The following is a 16,525-nucleotide window of genomic DNA, read 5'->3' as shown; positions in this document are numbered from 1 at the left end:
CATGATCATCAGCTGCGGCGAAGCACTCATCGACCTGATTCCCAACCCGGAAGACGGGAACCTCTTCCGGGCCGTGCCGGGGGGCTCGCCGTTCAACACCGCCCTCGCCCTGGCGCGGCTGGGGGCTCCCACGGCCTTCCTGGGGCGCATCTCCCAGGACGCCTTCGGCAACCAGCTCGCCCAGGTCCTGGAGGACAACGGGGTCAACCTCCGGCTGACCGTCCGGGGGCCAGAGCTGACGACGCTCGCCTTCGTCAAGAAGGTGGAGGGCCAGGCCAGCTACGCCTTCTACACCCAGGGCACCGCCGACCGGCTGCTCCAGCCCGGCGACTTGCCGAAGCTCCCGGACGGGGCCATCCTCCACTGGGGACTGGGCGCCGTGGTGCTCGACGGGGCCCCGGTGGCCCACACCCTGGAGGCGCTGTTCCGCCAGGAGAAGGACCGGCGGCTGATCTCCTTCGATCCCAACATCCGGCCTCCGGTCATTGGCGCCGCCCACCTGCCCGCCTACGCGAAGCGCGTCACGGAGGCCCTCTCGGCCTTCCACCTCGTCAAGGTCAGTGACGAGGACCTCGCCGCGCTGTTCCCGGGGGCCCGGCTGGATGACATCGCCCAGCGCTGGCTGGAGCGGGGCCCCTCCCTCGTGGTGGTGACACGCGGCGGAGAGGGCGCCTCCGTCTTCCGTCAGGGTGGGACGCGGCTCGACGTGCCCGCAGCGAAGCTCGCGAAGTTCGGAGACACCGTGGGCGCGGGAGACAGCTTTACGGCCGGACTGCTCACCCAGCTCTACGAGCGGGGTGTCCGCCGGGGCGCGGAGCTGGCCGCCCTGGATGACGCCACCTTGAAGGGGTGCGCCACCTTCGCGGCCCGCGTGGCCGCGAAGACGTGCGAGCACGAGGGCTGCAATCCGCCCCGGCGCTCGGAGCTGGGCGAGTAAGCCGCCTTCCCGCCTGAGGAGCCTCAGCCCCTGCTCAGGTGCACCAGCCTCCGGCCATCGAGATGACCTGTCCCGCCATGAAGTTGCTGGCGTTGGTGGCGAGCGAGAGCGCCAGCTCGGCGGCTTCATACCCTTCGCCGGTCCGGCCGGCCGGAATGTTGGCCACGAGCGAAGCGCGCATTCCCGGCTCGGCGAGCATCGCCGGGGTGAAGTAGGTGACGTTCTCCAGGTATGACGGGGCGATGGCGTTGAATTGCACGTTGTGACGGGCAACCTCCGCGCCGGTGGCCAGCACGAAGGCGTTCTGGGCCCCCCGCGCCGCGGAGTAGACCGCCAGCCCGGGGATGGCCCGGACGGCCACGGCACTGGTGAAGGCCACGATCTTTCCGGAGCGGCGTTCGATCATCTGCGGAAGGACCGCGCGTACGAAGCGGACCATGGGCCAGACGATCTCGTCCAGGTAGGCCTGGAAGTCTTCGTCGGCGAACTCCTGGACCTTTTCAAGCATCTTCGAGTAGGGCGTAATCCGCAGGGGACCCGCGAAGTTGGCCACGAGCACGTCGACCCGCCCCGCCGCGTCGATGACCCGCTGGGGGGCCTTGGGATCGAGGTAGTCGCTCGTGTCGGCGATGACCTCGGCCCCTTCCTGGGTGAAGAGCTCGCAGACCGGCGGGCCGGCATACCGGTCCGCGCTGGTCACCAGCACCCGGCGTCCATGCAATCGTCCGTTCATTTTAGTCCTTACTCGAGGGTGAGCATGCGGTTGCCAGGAGGGGTGACCGTTCCGGTCCAGAGCGGCGTGGACTTCCGATTCTCCAGGTGCGCGCTGTAGTCGGAATAGGCCTCATACAGATTGTCGATATTGGTGGTGTCGAACCCGTCAAAGGGCTGACCCGACGGACCGTGAATCCGCTGGACGAGCTCGGAGAAGGGACCATACGGAACCTGAGGCGCCACGAACATCTGGCGAATCCCAGCACCGGTGCTGTCACGGTAGGTGAGAACCTCGGTCATGAAGCGCCAACCTCGGGCCACCAGCTTGCGGTGGAGCTCTTCCATGTCCTCGCCAGGACCGATGTTGTAGGCCACGTGCTGCGGCCCTGCGCCGTAACGCTGGACAAACAGGTTGATGGGCGACTTCGGATCATCGCTGACCGAGAGGCCTGTCATCATTGCCCAGGGAAAGTTCGGATCATCGCCACTCGCCAAAGCGATATGCGCGGCAGGATATCGCGGGGTGTGGACCCGGACATACTCCTTGAATCCAAGCAGGCCCCACCGTTCGATGAAGTTGTTCTCGTCCGCAGCCGCAGCTACGTAAGTGATGTGGTCGATGTGCTGGATGGACATGACTGTCCTATAGCAGACACCAATATCCGGCTCAAGCGTGAGCCCTTGCTCTCATACATTCTCGCTCAATCAAAGGCCTAGCGAATCCAGTTTTTTCTGACTATAGGGCTCTTTCATGAGCAAAACCAAACTGACTCGACGTGGATTCCTGAGGCTGTCCGGACTGGGGATGGCGGCCGTGGCGCTGCCGGAGGGTCTGGGATTCGATGTCACGCCCTTCGCGACGCCCTCGGAGTACTACCTCTACGTGGGCAGCTACACCTCGGCGGGAGGGGAAGGCATCACCCTGTGCCGTCTGTCCATGCAGACAGGCAGCCTGCAAAAGGTGGCGGTGACGCGCAACGTGTCCGAGCCCTCGTTCCTGGCCATGGATCGCCAGGGCCGCTACCTCTACGCCGTCAATGAGCTGGGTTCGTACCAGGGCATGGCCAGCGGGGCAGTGAGCGCCTTCGCCGTCAATCCCTCGACCCGGGCCCTGACGCTCATCAACCAGCAGGCCTCCCGGGGAAGCGCGCCCTGCTTCGTGAGCGTGGATGCGAACGACAAGTTCGTGATGGCCGCCAACTACGGCGGCGGCAACATCTCCGTCTTCCCTATCCAGAGCAATGGCGGCCTGGGCGCGGCCACGGACTTCAAGCAGTTCCAGGGCTCGGGGCCCCATCCCAACCAGAGAAGTCCGCATGCCCACCAGATCATGACGAACGCGTCCAATCAGTATGCGCTCGCCGCGGACCTGGGAACGGACCGGGTGATGATCTACCGCTTCGACGCCGCGCTCGGAAAGCTCACCGCCACCACGCCGGCGTCGTTCTCCACGCAGCCCGGGGCGGGCCCGCGCCACTTCGCCTTCCACCCGAGTGGGAAGTTCGTCTTCGTCATCAACGAGCTCAACTCGACCCTGCTGTCGCTCGCCTTCGACGCCACACGGGGCACGCTGACACAGGTGCAGGGCCTCTCCACGCTGCCCGCCGGCTACACGGGCACCAGCTACTGCGCCGAGGTGCGGGTGAGCCCGGACGGCAAGTTCGTCTACGGCTCCAACCGCGGCCACAACAGCATCGCCGTCTTCGCCGTGGATTCACTCGGCAAGCTGACGCTCGTGCAGCACGTGTCCACCCAGGGCCTGTGGCCCCGGGACTTCATCCTGGATCCGACGGGCACCTACCTGCTGGTGGCCAATCAGCAGAGCCACACGATCGTGCCCTTCAGGCGGGACCCCGTGACCGGAAAGCTGACGGCGCTCGGGACGAGCCTGGCCGTGACCGCTCCGACCTCCCTGCTGGTGGCGCCCACGCTGGCCTGAGTCCTACCGTGCCGGCGAGGTGCGCTGGAGTTCCAGGCGCAGCGAGTCCAGGAGCCCGGGCGGATCTCCCTCACGAAAACCCGAGAGTCCCGCCTCGAAGTCCGCGCGCGCGCCAGCCCTGTCTCCCAGCTGGCCGCGCAGCGCGCCCCGCTCGTAGAGCAGCTCCGGGTCCACGGAGTCCTCCTGGTCCGAGGCGATCGCGTCGGTGAGATCCTGAATGGCCTCCGCCAGCCGGCCCAGCAGCGCCCGCGTCTGGGCACGCTGCTGAAGCAGCCAGGCATTGCCAGGGTCCTCGGCCAGGGCCTGGGTCCAATCGCGCTCGGCCTCGGCGTTCTGGCCGGCCGCTCGCAGGGACTCGGCGCGCTTGGCATAGAGAATCAGCTTGCGGTGCCCCACGGACTCCACCGTGTTGAAGTCCGCCACGGCCTCCGCGTGACGGCCCAACCGGGCCAAGGTGAGCGCCCGGTGGAGCCGCGTGGTGAGGTGCCCCGGCGCCATCGTCAGGATGCGATCGAACCAGGGGAGTGCCTCGGCGGGAGCATGCCCCCAGATGCCGAGCGTCAGCCCCATCTCCAGCAGCACGCGCAGCTGGTCCGGGTGAGTCTCTGCCAGCTGCCGGATCTGAACGAGCGCCTGCGCATACCGCCCCCCGCGCCGCAGGCGATCCACCTCGCGGAGCTGGCCGGACAGCTCCGGCGGCCACGGCGTGCGTCCCTTCCGTTTCATCCTTCGCGTCCTCCGTCAGCGGCATCCTGCCGGGTGAAGCCCCGGTGCACCAGCCCACCCTGTCCACCGGCTCCGGGGCTCGCGGCTCAGGGCACGGTGCGCAGCTCGAGGTTGTCGAACCAGATGTCGCTCACGCCGCCGTCGCTGCCCTGGCCGAAGCGAACGATGACCTGCTTGCCCAGCGGAGTGCCCGAGGCGGGCGTGAGGTAGGTCACGCCACTGGTCAGCACCCAGTTCGCGCCCACCGCGATGGGGGCCGTCGCCAGCGGCACGAAGGAGCTCAGGTCGCCGTCAATCGCGGCGTAACCGAGCTGATAGGGCAGCACGCCGCTGTTGTCTCCTCCGCCCTGGGCATAGCTGCGGAAGGTGTAGCGCGTGTTGGCCTTGAAGCGCTGCGTGGAGAGCAACTGGCCCACCGTCTCCTGGGTGCCGGCCGAGTAGTAGCCGAAGCGGGTGCCCAGGCCCGCCCTGCCGTTGGCCGGGTGGTCGGCGTGCGACGCCCAGGCGCCGTTGGGGCCCCAGCCGTCGATGAAGCCATACGCAGGGGTGCTCTGCGTCTCCAGGTTGGCGTTGGTGAGGGGGATGACCGTGTAGTTCGGTTTGACGGTGACGGTGGCCGTATCGGAGATGCCGCCGCATGCGGCGGTCACCGTGTAGATGCCCACGTCCGGCAGGGTAACGAGGGTCAGGTTGCCGAGGTAGGCCACGTAGCCGTTGGGCCCCACCACCGTGAGGGTGGTGCAGCAGGTCGTGGGCAGGCCCGTGCCATCGTAGAACGAGCCCACCTTGAGGGTCTGGCCCAGGGTGATGGTGAGGACATGGTTCCAGGGGGTCTGGGCGTTGGGCCGCAACCGGCCAGGAGCCATGCCGCGCTGACCGCGGCCAGGCTCATGCCGAACCACGGCTGGAAGGACTTCTCTCGGGTGTTGTTCATGGGGTTCATGGGGAGGTCTTTCGGGTTCGAGGCCCCTCGTTGTGAGCCTCGCGGGATGGACAGGCCTCCCCGCCCGTCAGTCGCAAAATTTCGAAGGGGGTGGTGACTGCATTCTCCCCCTGGCCCGGAAACTGGTAACCGGAGTCATCAGCCGGGGGGCCGGAACCGCCTCGCCCCCAGAGGGAGCCCGGCCCTTCCAGGCGCTGGCATCCCGGGTGCACTGCCATGTGGGACAGGAATGCTCTTTTGGAGGCTCCTCCCATGTTCAAGCTCAAGGGTTTCTCGCGCCCGCTTCGCTCCCCTTCCGTAGACCTGCCGCGCAGCCCGGGTCCGGCCCAGCGGCCGGACAGCCTCCCCTCCTCGCCGCGTCCCCCCTCCCGGCCTTCTTCGGCGCCTCCCCGCCTGCACACGGATCAGTTCACGCCGCAGCGCCCGAGGACCGCTCCGGGCTCCCTGCCGCGCAGCCCCACCTCTCCCTCCGCCCCCCGCTCGCCGGCAGCAGGTCCCATCCAACGCCCCTGGCAGACCCCTGCCAACATCCAGCAGTTCAGCCAGAACCTCGAGACCCAGTATCCCGGAACCAAGCTCACGCAGTATGTGGGACAGCAGGGGCACCCGGATCTCCAGAGCAACGGCGGAGCGTGCAATGCCATCACGAAGGAGTGGATCCGGCTCGGCTCCCAGAGCCCTTCCATGGACCAGGCCTCGAAGGTTTTCGGGCACAAGCTTGACAACAACATGCCTCAGCTCAAGGCCGGTCAGCTCCAGCACCAGGCAGATGCGCAAGACATCAAGGATGCCTTTCAAAATCTCAAACAGCAGCGCACCGTGCTCGATGCGGAGCAGGCACGGCTCGAGCCCCTGATCGAAAAATACCAGCGTGGAGAGCTGAACCCCACGGAGGTGCAGGCCCTGAACCGGGATCTGCGCAGGTTCGAGAAGAAGTCCGCCACCTTCCAGCGGGTCTCGGACGACATCACGGAGGCGCGGATGGAGGAGCGGACGAAGCTGGGCTCCGGGTTGCCGCACATGAATGTGCTCGAAGGCGCGCCCATCGACAATGACTCGATCGGCAAGCTCCACAACTCGCTCCAGAAGGATGGCTTCCACGTCATCCACCTGAACAAGACGAGCGGCGGAGATGGGCACGTCATGGCGTTCCAGAAGCAGAACGGCCAGTACAAGTTCATGGACCCCAACACGGGCGAGTTCCAGACGAAAGACCCCAAGCAGGCCACCAACATCCTGCTGGACCACCTGGATAACGCCTACTCCAAGTTCGACCTCATCACGGTCGACCATTTCAACGGGTAACGCGGCGGTCAGCCGAGCCAGTCCTTCCCCCCTGCCTGTCAAACGCCGGGCGGATGGGTACTTCAAGCCACGTGGAGGCACCACATGGCGCACAGCAACCAGGAAATCCCCCGGGACCAATGGGCAAGCTACCTCGTCGGCATCAGCCAGCAGGAACCGAGCCCTTGGGTCCACATGGAGTCCATTGACACCGACACAGGGGATCAGCCCCTGGCCGGCCGCTTGCCCCTGAAGGAGATTTCCCTGGAGACCAAGGGCAGCGACTCCGGCGCGGTGCAGATCATCGTGGGCCGGGAAGGCGCGGAGATCACTCACCGCATCCTCCATCCGGAGCGCATCTCCGCGGAGTTGGACGAGGCGAGCGGCGCTCTGGAGTGTCTGGAGATTGGAGAGAAGGGCGGCAAGACGCTCATCTTCTTCGAGAGCCCCGCCGGGGCCTCCACCTGACGGGCACCCGGGCCTCTTTCCGGGGCCCGGGGCCAAGCTCAGGGAGCGGTAATGATGGTGGATTCTTCCGCAGGCCGCGGCTCGGAGTTCACCTGGGCTTCCACGGTGGTGCGATAGCGCTTCGCCGCGCCAGGACCGAGGGTGATCGCTGCCTCGGCCGAAAGCGTGGTCCGCGCGCTTCCGGTCATCGAGACACACTGAAGGGGGGTGCCCCACTGCGTCTGGCCGATGCCTTGGGAGTACAGACAGACCTTCACGGAGAGCGCCGCCGGGGCGTCACACGTGAGAGTCCCCGTCCCACGGACGATCCGGCCCGCCGGCTCGAAGACCGTGGTGGCGGAGACGGTGCAGTTCACCTTGGGTTCCATGTCTTCCTCTTCAGGGCCCGAGCAGGCCATCAGAAGCACCCCCGGAAGGGCTCGCAGGTACGGGCTCATACGGTTTCCGTCCTCTCTCTGGGCAGTTCAGGGATTCGGATTCGCTCAAGGAGGGGGAGAGAGCGGTGGCAGGACGGGCGTGAGCCTGGACAGCCATCCGATGATCTGCAGCCCATCGGCCCGAAGCGTGTCTTGATTGAAGTCCGACGCCGAGACGTCGAAGGGGCCCAGGTACTTGGTCCGGCGAAGGGTGATGCGATCCGCTTGCGACCATGAGGCGCTGATCCGCAAGTCGCGAATCGCCAGCATGGACGTGGGGAGCATGGGAAATATCCCCGGATTGTTGTCAATGGTCCCCCTCGAGTAATCCCCCTGCGGGACGCTGAGCGTGTACCACGAGCGCATGTTCAGCAAGGCGTTCTTGAACCAGTTCCGCGTGATGTTCACCAAGCAGTACTTGAACGAGATGCTGAAGCCGGTGGTGTTGAGCGTGGCCGGGACGAGCTGCTCGCCGAGATACCGGCGCAGCAGCAGCGTCTTGTCGAGGGTCATGTTCTTGGCGGGCACCACATCGAATCGCCCCGGATCGATGTCCACCCCGTCGAGACGGGGCAGCCGGGCCACCTCGGGGATGGGGCGCAAGTTCTTCTTGGCCACTGGGCTGGCGGCGGATGCGATGAGCCGCGTCATCACCGCGCCCTCCTCCACCTGCCCCGGGACCGCCAGGCCACGGTCGAGCGCCCGTGCCCTGAGCCCCGCCAGCGGCTTCACGGGGGCCACGGGACCGCTCCTGAGCTCAAGGCCCCTGAGGTCTTGCTTCTGGAGGTCCCTGGCCACATGGGTCTGCAACTGGGCTTTGATCGTCCCCACATTCGTGGCGGCGGGAACGAGTTTGACGGCGCCTTGGTCAATGAGCTGCTTCCCACCGAGCCGGATGAACGGGGAGTCCGGGGCAGCCTTTGGGATCTGGCCGGCGTTCAGCGACAACGTGGGCCAGTTCCGCGCGCTGGCTTCGGTGTACCAATCGTTCGGGGTCGCCCGGCAGGGGTAATAGATGACGCTCGCGTCGCGGTTGCTGCCCTTCTGGGCCTGGGCCAGCTCGTACTGCGCATCACTGAAGAGCTTGTAGGCGGGAAAGGCCAGGAGGTTCTGAGGATTGGCCCCCGAGGGCACCGCCCCGAGCAGGAGGATTTGATACAAATCGTCGATCTCGAACCCCGAGTTGTCGAATCTCACCGGGCTGCAGGCCGGCGCGATATTGCAGAGCAGCGAGAACGTCTCCTCGGCGGCATTCGCGTCATAGGGGGCGCCGGCCACATCACTGAGCTTGAAATCCGCGGGGCTCAGGTTGATCCCAGGCCAGCCGAACTGGAAGTAGCTGCCGGGCAGGGAGGAGGTATTGAACGTTCTGGCCAGCGTGTCATACACACTGGCAAACAAGTCGGTGACATTGGCCATGGCGGCTCCTCGCATGTGCGCCCCCCTGCGAAGCAGGGGCGGGGCCTGCTTCGCGGAGGGCGTTTGGGATTTCTCGACACCTTGGGACGAGCCTACGCGGGCGGGCAGTAGGGAACGATCTGGCTGATCCAGCCGATGATCTGCACCCCTGGGATTTCGATTCTGCCGTTGGCGAAGGCGGAGTTGAAGGTCTCGTTGGTCGAGGAGTGGGCGTAAGACCCGCCGATGCGGAAGGGACCGATGCTGAATCCTCCGCCCGCGCGCGTCTGCTTCTGGACGAAATCGTAATCAGCGCTCGACCAGTTCGCGGTGACGATGACCTTGCGCACCACGACGAAGCTGGTCGGGAGCAGCGGCATCACCGAGTTGGTCTGGTTGAGCCGGCTGCCGTTGGAGATCTGTCCCTTGCGATACAGGTTTTGCAGATTCCACCCCTGGGTTCCCAGGAGGTGGAATGCCATCCACGGGCGGCGGATGGTCACCAGCGCGTACTCGAAGGAGATGCGGACGTTCGTGGTCTCGGAGCTCATGTGGCGGTGCGTCACCGAGTGTCCGCCGCCGCCCCCGATCGAGAAGATGCCCAGGCTGAACCCCACCGAGCCGCCGCCGGAGGTGAAGTCAGAGGTGTTGTTGCGATAGAAGCTCCCGGAGGCCGTGTCGACAATGGTCCACTTGGAGGAGGAGTTGACCGAGTACCAGTCGGAAGGCAGCAGCGAGACGCGGTGAATCTCTTGGGACTGGCCGAGCCCGGTGTCCTCCAGCACCGCGCCATACCCATCGAACAGGGTCTTCGCCTTGTTGAACGCCTTGCTCAGCGCGTTCTGGGAGCTCGTGTTCTGAATGGCGATGGCGGTCTCGACCTTGTCCGCGAAGTTCGAGCGCCATTTGTCATAGGCCAGCTTGACCGGTACTTGCAGGGCCGGGGCGAGCATCGGCCAATTGGCCCGGCCGTCCTGGGTCTTCTGTGCCTCGAGATAGGCCTTGTTGTACGCCTGCTGCTGCGCGGTGTAGACGGCGAGGTTGTCCATGTAGTCGCGATAGAGCGTGGTCTCCAGGGTCTTGGAGCTGACCTCGCCGGTATCGGGATCCGTCACCTGGACGGTCCGGTACAGGACGTCAAAGGCATCTTGGAGCTGCTTTTCGATGGCGGGATTGGGAGGCTGTGCAGGCACTTGCACGCCGTCCATGATGTCGCCATAGACCTTCGAGATGGAGTTGCCGCTGTCGGTGTACAGCGTGGACAGCTTGGGCGCGGCATCGACCAAGGCCGCGGTATTCACCGCCGAGATCTGGCTGCCACTGCTGTTTCCTGGCGTCCACGGGTTCCTGAAGTCCGCCGACTTGATCGCCATGCCAGGCTTCATGAGCGACAGCACGGTGGTCGACGGCGACATCAGTGGCTTGCTGCCTGGCGCAGCCCGGGTCACCGAGTCGAAAATCCCATCGAAGATTCCGTGGACTAAGTTGTTGGCTTCTTCTGGCGTCATGGACCTCTCCTTTTCATCCGAGAGAGTGGGCCAGTCCGAAAATGTGACGTGCGGTGCAGACGCTCCAGAAGATGCCGCAAGGAGGCACTCAACCGCTCGTGCGCGACGGACACCCAGGCTCTGATGAAGGAGCACCGGATGTCCGGGAACAAAGAGAAGCTGAAGAAGCGAAGGTGGCCGTTAGAGATAATTGAGCAGCACCGTCCCAGAGCAGGTCAAGGTGCCGATATTCCTGACCGTGAAGTAGAACTTCCGTTCGGTGGTGCCGTCCGCGTTGATCAACTGCTGATAGGCGGACTGCGTCACTTCGAGCTGGCAGGGGGTGATGCCGGATGCGCCCGCCGGAGACAGGCCGAGCGAGTAGACGCGGTCGATCGGGTTGGCGTTGTTCCACACCCAAGAGCCAGATGCCCCCGGGCTGAGGGAGCCCGTGGACCAGGACGCGTTCGCGCTGGTGACCGTCGCCAACTGGACGTCGCCCTGGCAGGCGATCGCACCGACATTCTTCACCGTGAACTTGAACTTACGCTCTCCGCCTGGCTGCTGGGCATACCAGGCACGGGTCACTTCGAGTTCGCAAGGGTTGGTGCTGGTCGACCCGGAGGGCGAGAGGCCAACGGCATACGTGGCGGTGAGGGGGTTGGCGTTGTTCCAGGTCCAGGATTTCGACTCGCCCACGGCGAGCCCGCCCGTCGCCCAGGTACTGGTCCGCTCACGCGACGCGAGCAGGATGTTCGTCCCGCAGGCGATGCTGCCCGTGTTCTTCAGGGCGAAGTGGAACTCGCGCTCACCGCTGTATTGCTGGGCATCCCAGGTCCGGGTGACTTCGAACCGGCACCCGCCCGTGGTGCTCGCTCCGGTTGGGGACAAGCCCACGCTGTAGGCGCTGGTGAGGCTGGAGTTGTTCCAATACCAGTGCTGGGTGGCACCGGCCGGCACCGAGCCCGAGTACCACGACGTCACGAGCCCCCTGAGGCTTGGATTCAAGGCCATGGCCTGGACGCCCTCGGCGGCCGCGGCGGCCCTGCCGTCGAGCGCGACGGAAGGCACGGAGTCCTTGGCCGTGTCCTCGAAAGGACTCGTGAACTCCTGGGCGGGCACGTCCAGACCGCTGGCGTCGTCCTGCACCTCCCCTGGCTCCACGCCGCACCCGGTGAGTGCCGCCGTTCCGAAGACCGCGAGCGCTACAAAATGAAGGCTTTTCATGGCTGAACTCTTTTCGGGCAAAAAGCCCGCAAGTGTGTGGAATCCGCTCGGGCATCGTGTGCCGGGGCGGTTCGATAGGCGTCTCTTCCGTGCTTCACCGGCATTACGCCGGGAGTTTTCGTTCTTCCCGCCGACGCCTTTTTTTCTGCCAAAGGTGGGGGCTCGCCAAACCGTAGAGCTCGCGCCAACGCGCATAGGCCTGCGCGTACTGAGGCACCAGCGCGGCATCGGGCTCCACCACCTGCGCGACCGGGGGCGGCACGGCGAGGGCCAGTGGGTCTTCACCCGTCGCGGCGAGCCGGCCCAGCCGGGCGGCCCCGAAGGCTCCGCCGAAATCCCCTTCCGCATGGAGATCCAGCGGCCGGTTCAGCACGCTCGCGAGGATCTTCAGCCAGAGCTGTGAGCGGGAGCCTCCCCCCACCGCCGAGGCCCGGGCCACCTCCGTTCCCGCATCGGAGAGCACCCGCAGGCAGTCGGCGAAGGCGAAGGCCACCCCTTCCATCACCGCCTGCGTCAGCGCCGCCCGCCCGTGCCCATGGGCCAGGCCCACGAAGGCCCCCCGGGCCGAGGCGTCGTTGTGCGGGGTGCGCTCTCCGGAGAGGTAGGGCAGGAACTTCACCGGGGAGGGGCCGGACACGCGCTCCCCCAGCTCCGCCGTCAGCTCGGGCGCGGGAATGCCCAGGAGCGCCGAGAACCATTCCATGCTGGCGGCGGCGGACAGGATGACGCCCATCTGGTGCCAGAGGCCCGGCACCGCATGGCAGAAGGCGTGCACCGCGCCCGCCGTGTTGGGCGAGAAGCGGGCATTGGAGACGAAGAGCACGCCGGAGGTCCCCAGCGAGACGAAGGCGGAGCCCGGCCGCACGGCGCCAATCCCCACCGCGCTGGCCGCGTTGTCCCCGCCTCCGCCGGCCACCACCGGCGGCCTTGCCATGCCCCAGCGGCGGGCCAGCTCCGGCCGCAGCCGCCCCGAAGCCTGGGAGCCCTCCACGAGCCGCGGCATGTGCTCCCGCGTGAGCCCCGTGGCCGCGAGCAGCTCGTCCGACCAGGCGCGCTTCGCCACGTCGAGCCAGAGCGTTCCGGCCGCATCGGACATGTCCGACACGTGCTCGCCGGTCAGGAACAGCCGCAGGTAGTCCTTGGGCAGCAGCACCTTGCGCACCTTCGCGAAGGTGTCCGGCTCGTGCTTCGCGAGCCAGAGCAGCTTGGGCGCGGTGAAGCCGGGCATGGCGATGTTGCCCGCGATGTCCCTCAAGCGGGGGCAGCGCTCCTCGAGGACGCGGCACTCGGCCTCCGAGCGGCCATCGTTCCAGAGGATCGCCGGGCGCAGGGGCCGGTCCTGCCCGTCCAGCAGCGTGGCCCCGTGCATCTGTCCGGACAGCCCGACTCCCTCCACGGCCGCCATCTCCGTGCGGTGCGCGGCGGTGAGCGCGTCCAGGGTGCGCTCGCAGGCGCGCACCCAGGCCTCCGGCTCCTGCTCCGACCAGCCGGGCTGGGGCCGCGTGACGTCCAGCGCCTCGCTGGCGCTGCCGAGGATGCGCTCGTTCCCATCCACGAGCACCGCCTTCACGGACGACGTCCCCACATCGATGCCCAGGTACACGGCCCCCTCCCTTTCCCTCCCCGGGTGCGGCCCTGGAAGGCTCAGCGGTTGCGCAGCGGCTCCACTTCCACCTTCATCACATAGCGGGCTTGCAGGTCGGACTCGAACTCCACCATGTGGTCCCCGGCGCCCGTCAGGTCCGCCTCGCGGCTGAACTCCCCCTGCCGCTCCACCGACTCCACCGCGGTCCGGCCGCTCACCACCTGGCGGATGCGGTCCCGGCACCCTTCCTCGTGGAACGTCACCACCGTCTCCTGCCCCGCCGCCACCACGTCCTCCAGGTAGAAGCGCAGCCGCACCGTGGAGGGCTCCGCCAGCTGGACGATGATTCGCCCCTGTCCCGGGAAGCGCCCCGCCGTGTAGCTCTCCTCGCCCAGGATGCAGCCCGCCACCCGGCTGCACACCGGCCACTGGGCATCGCACACGTCCTGGGCCCGGCCCCCGATGAAGTCCGAGCGGGAGCCTCCACACCCCAGCCCCCAGGCCAGCGCCACGAGGGCAACGGTTTGGGGACGCCGGCGGAACACTGTTACAAGCCTCTCCATCTTTCGAACCTTATCCGAGGAGTGAATGAACATGCGCCTGCGCTTCCTGTGGCTCCCCCTCATCGCCCTGGCCCTGGCCGCCTGTGGCGGGGACGACGACTCCTATACCCTGGAGAAGGGGCCCTTCCTGCTCGTGGACCGGGAGTCGCTGGCCTTCGACACGGAATTCAACAGCGGCACCTATGTGGGGGCGATCACCCGCAACTCGCTCTACATCGAGAACCGGGGTGACCAGCCCCTGGAGATCACCGCCGTCGTCAAGAACGCCCCCGCCGAGTTCGTCCTCCGGCTCCCCGAGGCGCTCGCCGCAGGCCAGACGCTGACCGTCGAGAGCCGGAAGACGGCCCTCATCGAGGTGGAGTTCGGCCCCAAGCAGGCGAAGACCTACGAGGGCTCCTTCACCCTGCGCTCCAACGCCGCCAACGCCCCCGAGAAGCAGATCCTCATGACGGGCAAGGGCGTGACGCCCCCGTAGCCAGGCAGGCGTCCCCTCCCCGGCTCAGGGCTGCAGCGTGAACTGGCAGCCCCCCGTCCAGGTGATGGGCGTGGTGCCCCCATCCGGCAGCGGCGTGCCCCCGTCCTGCCGCGGCGCCGGGCAGGTGCCCGTGCCACCGTCCACCGCGTACGTCTTCGGGTAGTCCGTGTACGCGGTGCGCACCGCGTAGTTCAGCCGCGCGTAGGACTCTCGCTCGGTGGCGGAGACGTCCACACGCAGGGTGCCGCCCCGGACGAAGCGCGGCTCCAGGCAGGAGCACGCGTAGGGCAGCACGGTGAAGACGGTGGAGTCGCCCGACACCGTCTTCGAGTAGAGCGGCTGCAGGTTCGTGGTGGTGCCGCTGGCCGAGTGCCAGGCGCGCAGCGCCTCGCCCCGGTAGGCCAGCGTCAGCGGGGAGTTGCGGCTGCCCCGGCTCACCGGAGTACAGGCGCCCCCGTCCAGGCGGTCTCCGTCACAGAAGGTCAGGTCCAGCGCGAGCCCATGCGGCGGGATGCCCCCGTCCGGCAGGTTCTTCACCGACCACTGCACCTCCCAGGTGCGGTCCTGCGGCTGCGCCTGTCCTCCGGGAAGGGTCAGCGTGTAGCTGTCCACGTCCGTGGGGACGGCATCGTAGTCCGCCGGCCCGCGCACGCCCCGGCCCTTGAGCCGGTCCGACGGCTGCAAGCGGCCATAGCCATGGCTGAGCTCTCCGCTCATCACCGTGGCGGAGGCAGGCGGCGCGGGGAAGTCATTGCCCGTGGTGTCCTGGGCCAACGTCAGCGAGGTAGGCTTTTCCTGGGTGCCGCCCGCGTAGCGGTTCGCCTCGTCCGCGTCCTCCTGCCACGTCACCGACAGGGTGTAGTCCCGGTCATCCGCCCAGTCGTTCGAGGCGTCCTCGATGAGGAAGTAGTAGCGCGCCGCCGACGTGGAGGGCGGCACCGGAAGGGCCCCCTCGAAGTTGCGCAGGGTGGCGAAGTCCTGCGGCGCCTCCTCGCGCGAGGAGTGGAGGCACAGCGCCGCGGTGCCGGTGCCGCAGTAGGTCTCCACCAGCCCCCGCCCCTCGGCGAACTCGGTGTAGCCCTTGGGGCACACCGTCACATCCGTGGCGCAGGCCACCCGCTGGTCGGCGAGCGTGGCCCCCTTCGTCACCTGGGTGAAGACGCGCACCTGCCGGTCCAGGAAGCCTGGCAGCGGGGCGAAGCGGCCTCCCCCTGCCCCCTGGACGAAGCGGTAGTGCAGCAAGGTTGGCTGGGGAACGCCGTTCTTCACGGAGGGCGGCACATCCACCGCGTACCAGTCCACGTCGGGCACCGAGCCAATCCGGCCCGAGAAGGAGAGCGTCTGGGGCGAGGAGGTGAAGGCCTTCACCGTGGCCCGCTCCCGGAGGTCGTTGTCCCCGTTGGTGTCCTGCGCGTCCGCCTCGTCCATCAGCTGGACGTCCAGCGTGTACGCCTGGCGCACGTCCCCGGGCGGCGTGTTCGGATCCGTCGCGGCCTGGTAGGCCTTCACCTTCACGAGCCACGTGCCCCCGTCCTTCACCCGGCGCGCAGTGGCCAGCTCGGCCGCGATCGAGGTGTTGGGGACCTGGTCCTGGGCCTCGGCCGTGCCGTTGGGCCGCACCAGCTCGTACGCGAGGCGGTAGGCGGGCGGCGGCGTCAGCTCCGGCGCGGACAGGCGCACGTACACCACCTTCTTCGCCGGGGCCGTGAAGGAGAAGTAGTCCACGTCGCCCTTCGTCCCCAGGTAGCCCACGGCCTTGCCGGACTCCTTGCCCGCCTCGGGCACGAGCGTGAGGGGCGTGGCCTGCGGCGGCGTGTCGTTGGGCTCGAAGAGGTCCGGGTTCTCCAGCACCCGCACCCGCACGAAGTACGGGGAGCGCGCGTCGAAGTTGGGCCGGTTGACCACGTTGGGCTCATCCTTCAGCAGGAGGAGCAGCCGCGCGTTGGGCTCGCCGAACGGGACGATGAACTCCACCGGCCGGGGGGCGCCCTGGCCGTGCTTGTCCACGCCCTTGCTCAGCGAGGCCGTGCCGTTCTCCCGAAGGAGGTTCACCGAGAGGTTCACCGCGGTGCTCTGCACCGCGTAGCCCGCCGTCACCTGCACCAACGTGCGCGGCCCCACCGTGGCGGGCAGCCGCACGCTGTACCAGTCCTCATCCCCCGCCGTGGACAGGTAGGCCTCCCGCACCTGGCCCTCCCCTTCCAGGGACAGCTCGCACTCGGGCTTGGAGAGTGCCTCCTCCAGGCTGTTGCAGTCATCTGCGAGCCCGGGGTCCCCCCCGTCCGGGGTGTTGTCCCCTCCCGAGGAGCAAGCAGACAACAGGAGCAGCGCGGGCAGCAGCAGCCGGTGAAGACGGGTCATGA

16 protein-coding genes are annotated in these 16,525 nt (G+C 67.3%); 5 read left to right on the top strand and 11 right to left on the bottom strand.

What is annotated here, in order from left to right; translation table 11 throughout:
• Window position 1: 1 nt before the first annotated feature.
• Entirely contained in the window at window positions 2-937 is a 936-nt protein-coding gene (locus KY661_RS09360; RefSeq protein WP_225409881.1) for a carbohydrate kinase family protein, read from the top strand.
• A gap of 34 nt (window positions 938-971) precedes the next feature.
• Here the strand turns inward: KY661_RS09360 and KY661_RS09355 are convergent, their stop codons facing one another.
• Together KY661_RS09355 and KY661_RS09350 are read right to left on the bottom strand one after the other, a co-directional pair.
• On the bottom strand, window positions 972-1,670 hold the full coding sequence (locus KY661_RS09355) for an SDR family NAD(P)-dependent oxidoreductase (protein ID WP_075004411.1): 699 nt from the start codon (window positions 1,668-1,670) through the stop codon (window positions 972-974).
• 8 nt (window positions 1,671-1,678) lie between these two features.
• Window positions 1,679-2,287, bottom strand: a complete 609-nt coding sequence (locus tag KY661_RS09350; protein WP_225409880.1) for a hypothetical protein — start codon at window positions 2,285-2,287, stop codon at window positions 1,679-1,681.
• 115 nt (window positions 2,288-2,402) lie between these two features.
• Here KY661_RS09350 and KY661_RS09345 point away from each other — a divergent pair, with 115 nt between their 5' ends.
• On the top strand, window positions 2,403-3,590 hold the full coding sequence (locus KY661_RS09345) for a lactonase family protein (protein WP_225409879.1): 1,188 nt from the start codon (window positions 2,403-2,405) through the stop codon (window positions 3,588-3,590).
• Window positions 3,591-3,593: 3 nt separating this feature from the next.
• Here KY661_RS09345 and KY661_RS09340 read toward each other — a convergent pair whose 3' ends face one another.
• Entirely contained in the window at window positions 3,594-4,316 is a 723-nt protein-coding gene (locus KY661_RS09340; RefSeq protein ID WP_225409878.1) for a tetratricopeptide repeat protein, read from the bottom strand.
• An 86-nt stretch (window positions 4,317-4,402) separates the two neighbouring features.
• Entirely contained in the window at window positions 4,403-5,182 is a 780-nt protein-coding gene (locus KY661_RS09335) for a hypothetical protein (RefSeq protein WP_225409877.1), read from the bottom strand.
• A gap of 329 nt (window positions 5,183-5,511) precedes the next feature.
• Between KY661_RS09335 and KY661_RS09330 the strand changes: the two genes are divergently transcribed.
• Entirely contained in the window at window positions 5,512-6,564 is a 1,053-nt protein-coding gene (locus tag KY661_RS09330; RefSeq protein WP_225409876.1) for a YopT-type cysteine protease domain-containing protein, read from the top strand.
• 84 nt (window positions 6,565-6,648) lie between these two features.
• Window positions 6,649-7,011: a DUF5335 family protein gene (locus KY661_RS09325; protein ID WP_225409875.1), complete on the top strand. Its 363-nt coding sequence runs from the start codon at window positions 6,649-6,651 to the stop codon at window positions 7,009-7,011.
• A gap of 38 nt (window positions 7,012-7,049) precedes the next feature.
• Here the strand turns inward: KY661_RS09325 and KY661_RS09320 are convergent, their stop codons facing one another.
• The 6 genes from KY661_RS09320 to KY661_RS09295 form a co-directional block, all read right to left on the bottom strand.
• The gene (locus tag KY661_RS09320; protein ID WP_225409874.1) at window positions 7,050-7,379 is read right to left on the bottom strand and encodes a hypothetical protein; all 330 of its coding nucleotides are present in this window, start codon (window positions 7,377-7,379) and stop codon (window positions 7,050-7,052) included.
• A 114-nt stretch (window positions 7,380-7,493) separates the two neighbouring features.
• Window positions 7,494-8,846, bottom strand: a complete 1,353-nt coding sequence (locus KY661_RS09315) for a hypothetical protein (protein WP_225409873.1) — start codon at window positions 8,844-8,846, stop codon at window positions 7,494-7,496.
• A 92-nt stretch (window positions 8,847-8,938) separates the two neighbouring features.
• Window positions 8,939-10,333 carry a hypothetical protein gene (locus tag KY661_RS09310; RefSeq protein ID WP_225409872.1) on the bottom strand — a complete coding sequence of 465 codons (1,395 nt, stop codon included), beginning with the start codon at window positions 10,331-10,333 and terminating at the stop codon, window positions 8,939-8,941.
• Between the two features lie 180 nt (window positions 10,334-10,513).
• Entirely contained in the window at window positions 10,514-11,539 is a 1,026-nt protein-coding gene (locus tag KY661_RS09305; RefSeq protein ID WP_225409871.1) for a hypothetical protein, read from the bottom strand.
• A 103-nt stretch (window positions 11,540-11,642) separates the two neighbouring features.
• The gene (xylB, locus tag KY661_RS09300) at window positions 11,643-13,142 is read right to left on the bottom strand and encodes a xylulokinase (protein ID WP_225409870.1); all 1,500 of its coding nucleotides are present in this window, start codon (window positions 13,140-13,142) and stop codon (window positions 11,643-11,645) included.
• 41 nt (window positions 13,143-13,183) lie between these two features.
• Window positions 13,184-13,669: a hypothetical protein gene (locus KY661_RS09295; RefSeq protein ID WP_225409869.1), complete on the bottom strand. Its 486-nt coding sequence runs from the start codon at window positions 13,667-13,669 to the stop codon at window positions 13,184-13,186.
• A 49-nt stretch (window positions 13,670-13,718) separates the two neighbouring features.
• Between KY661_RS09295 and KY661_RS09290 the strand changes: the two genes are divergently transcribed.
• Window positions 13,719-14,162, top strand: coding sequence for a hypothetical protein (locus KY661_RS09290; protein ID WP_075005080.1), 444 nt, complete (start codon window positions 13,719-13,721; stop codon window positions 14,160-14,162).
• Between the two features lie 24 nt (window positions 14,163-14,186).
• Here the strand turns inward: KY661_RS09290 and KY661_RS09285 are convergent, their stop codons facing one another.
• Entirely contained in the window at window positions 14,187-16,523 is a 2,337-nt protein-coding gene (locus KY661_RS09285; protein WP_225409868.1) for a cell-cell cohesion protein MtsF, read from the bottom strand.
• Window positions 16,524-16,525: the final 2 nt, after the last annotated feature.

This window comes from Allostigmatella hybrida (genome assembly GCF_020103775.1).
Lineage (GTDB): Bacteria > Myxococcota > Myxococcia > Myxococcales > Myxococcaceae > Hyalangium > Hyalangium aurantiaca.
The sequence above is the reverse complement of the archived record's forward strand: the minus strand, read 5'-3'. Positions and strand labels throughout refer to the sequence as shown.

Bases quoted from the DNA above. Each gene is read 5' to 3' on its own strand.
- KY661_RS09320 (WP_225409874.1), bottom strand. From the start codon at position 7,379: ATGGAACCCAAGGTGAACTGCACCGTCTCCGCCACCACGGTCTTCGAG.
- KY661_RS09325 (WP_225409875.1), top strand. From the start codon at position 6,649: ATGGCGCACAGCAACCAGGAAATCCCCCGGGACCAATGGGCAAGCTAC.
- KY661_RS09350 (WP_225409880.1), bottom strand. From the start codon at position 2,287: ATGTCCATCCAGCACATCGACCACATCACTTACGTAGCTGCGGCTGCG.
- KY661_RS09345 (WP_225409879.1), top strand. From the start codon at position 2,403: ATGAGCAAAACCAAACTGACTCGACGTGGATTCCTGAGGCTGTCCGGA.
- KY661_RS09335 (WP_225409877.1), bottom strand. From the start codon at position 5,182: ATGGCTCCTGGCCGGTTGCGGCCCAACGCCCAGACCCCCTGGAACCAT.
- KY661_RS09290 (WP_075005080.1), top strand. From the start codon at position 13,719: ATGCGCCTGCGCTTCCTGTGGCTCCCCCTCATCGCCCTGGCCCTGGCC.
- KY661_RS09360 (WP_225409881.1), top strand. From the start codon at position 2: ATGATCATCAGCTGCGGCGAAGCACTCATCGACCTGATTCCCAACCCG.
- KY661_RS09340 (WP_225409878.1), bottom strand. From the start codon at position 4,316: ATGAAACGGAAGGGACGCACGCCGTGGCCGCCGGAGCTGTCCGGCCAG.
- KY661_RS09305 (WP_225409871.1), bottom strand. From the start codon at position 11,539: ATGAAAAGCCTTCATTTTGTAGCGCTCGCGGTCTTCGGAACGGCGGCA.
- KY661_RS09285 (WP_225409868.1), bottom strand. From the start codon at position 16,523: ATGACCCGTCTTCACCGGCTGCTGCTGCCCGCGCTGCTCCTGTTGTCT.
- KY661_RS09330 (WP_225409876.1), top strand. From the start codon at position 5,512: ATGTTCAAGCTCAAGGGTTTCTCGCGCCCGCTTCGCTCCCCTTCCGTA.
- KY661_RS09315 (WP_225409873.1), bottom strand. From the start codon at position 8,846: ATGGCCAATGTCACCGACTTGTTTGCCAGTGTGTATGACACGCTGGCC.
- KY661_RS09310 (WP_225409872.1), bottom strand. From the start codon at position 10,333: ATGACGCCAGAAGAAGCCAACAACTTAGTCCACGGAATCTTCGATGGG.
- KY661_RS09355 (WP_075004411.1), bottom strand. From the start codon at position 1,670: ATGAACGGACGATTGCATGGACGCCGGGTGCTGGTGACCAGCGCGGAC.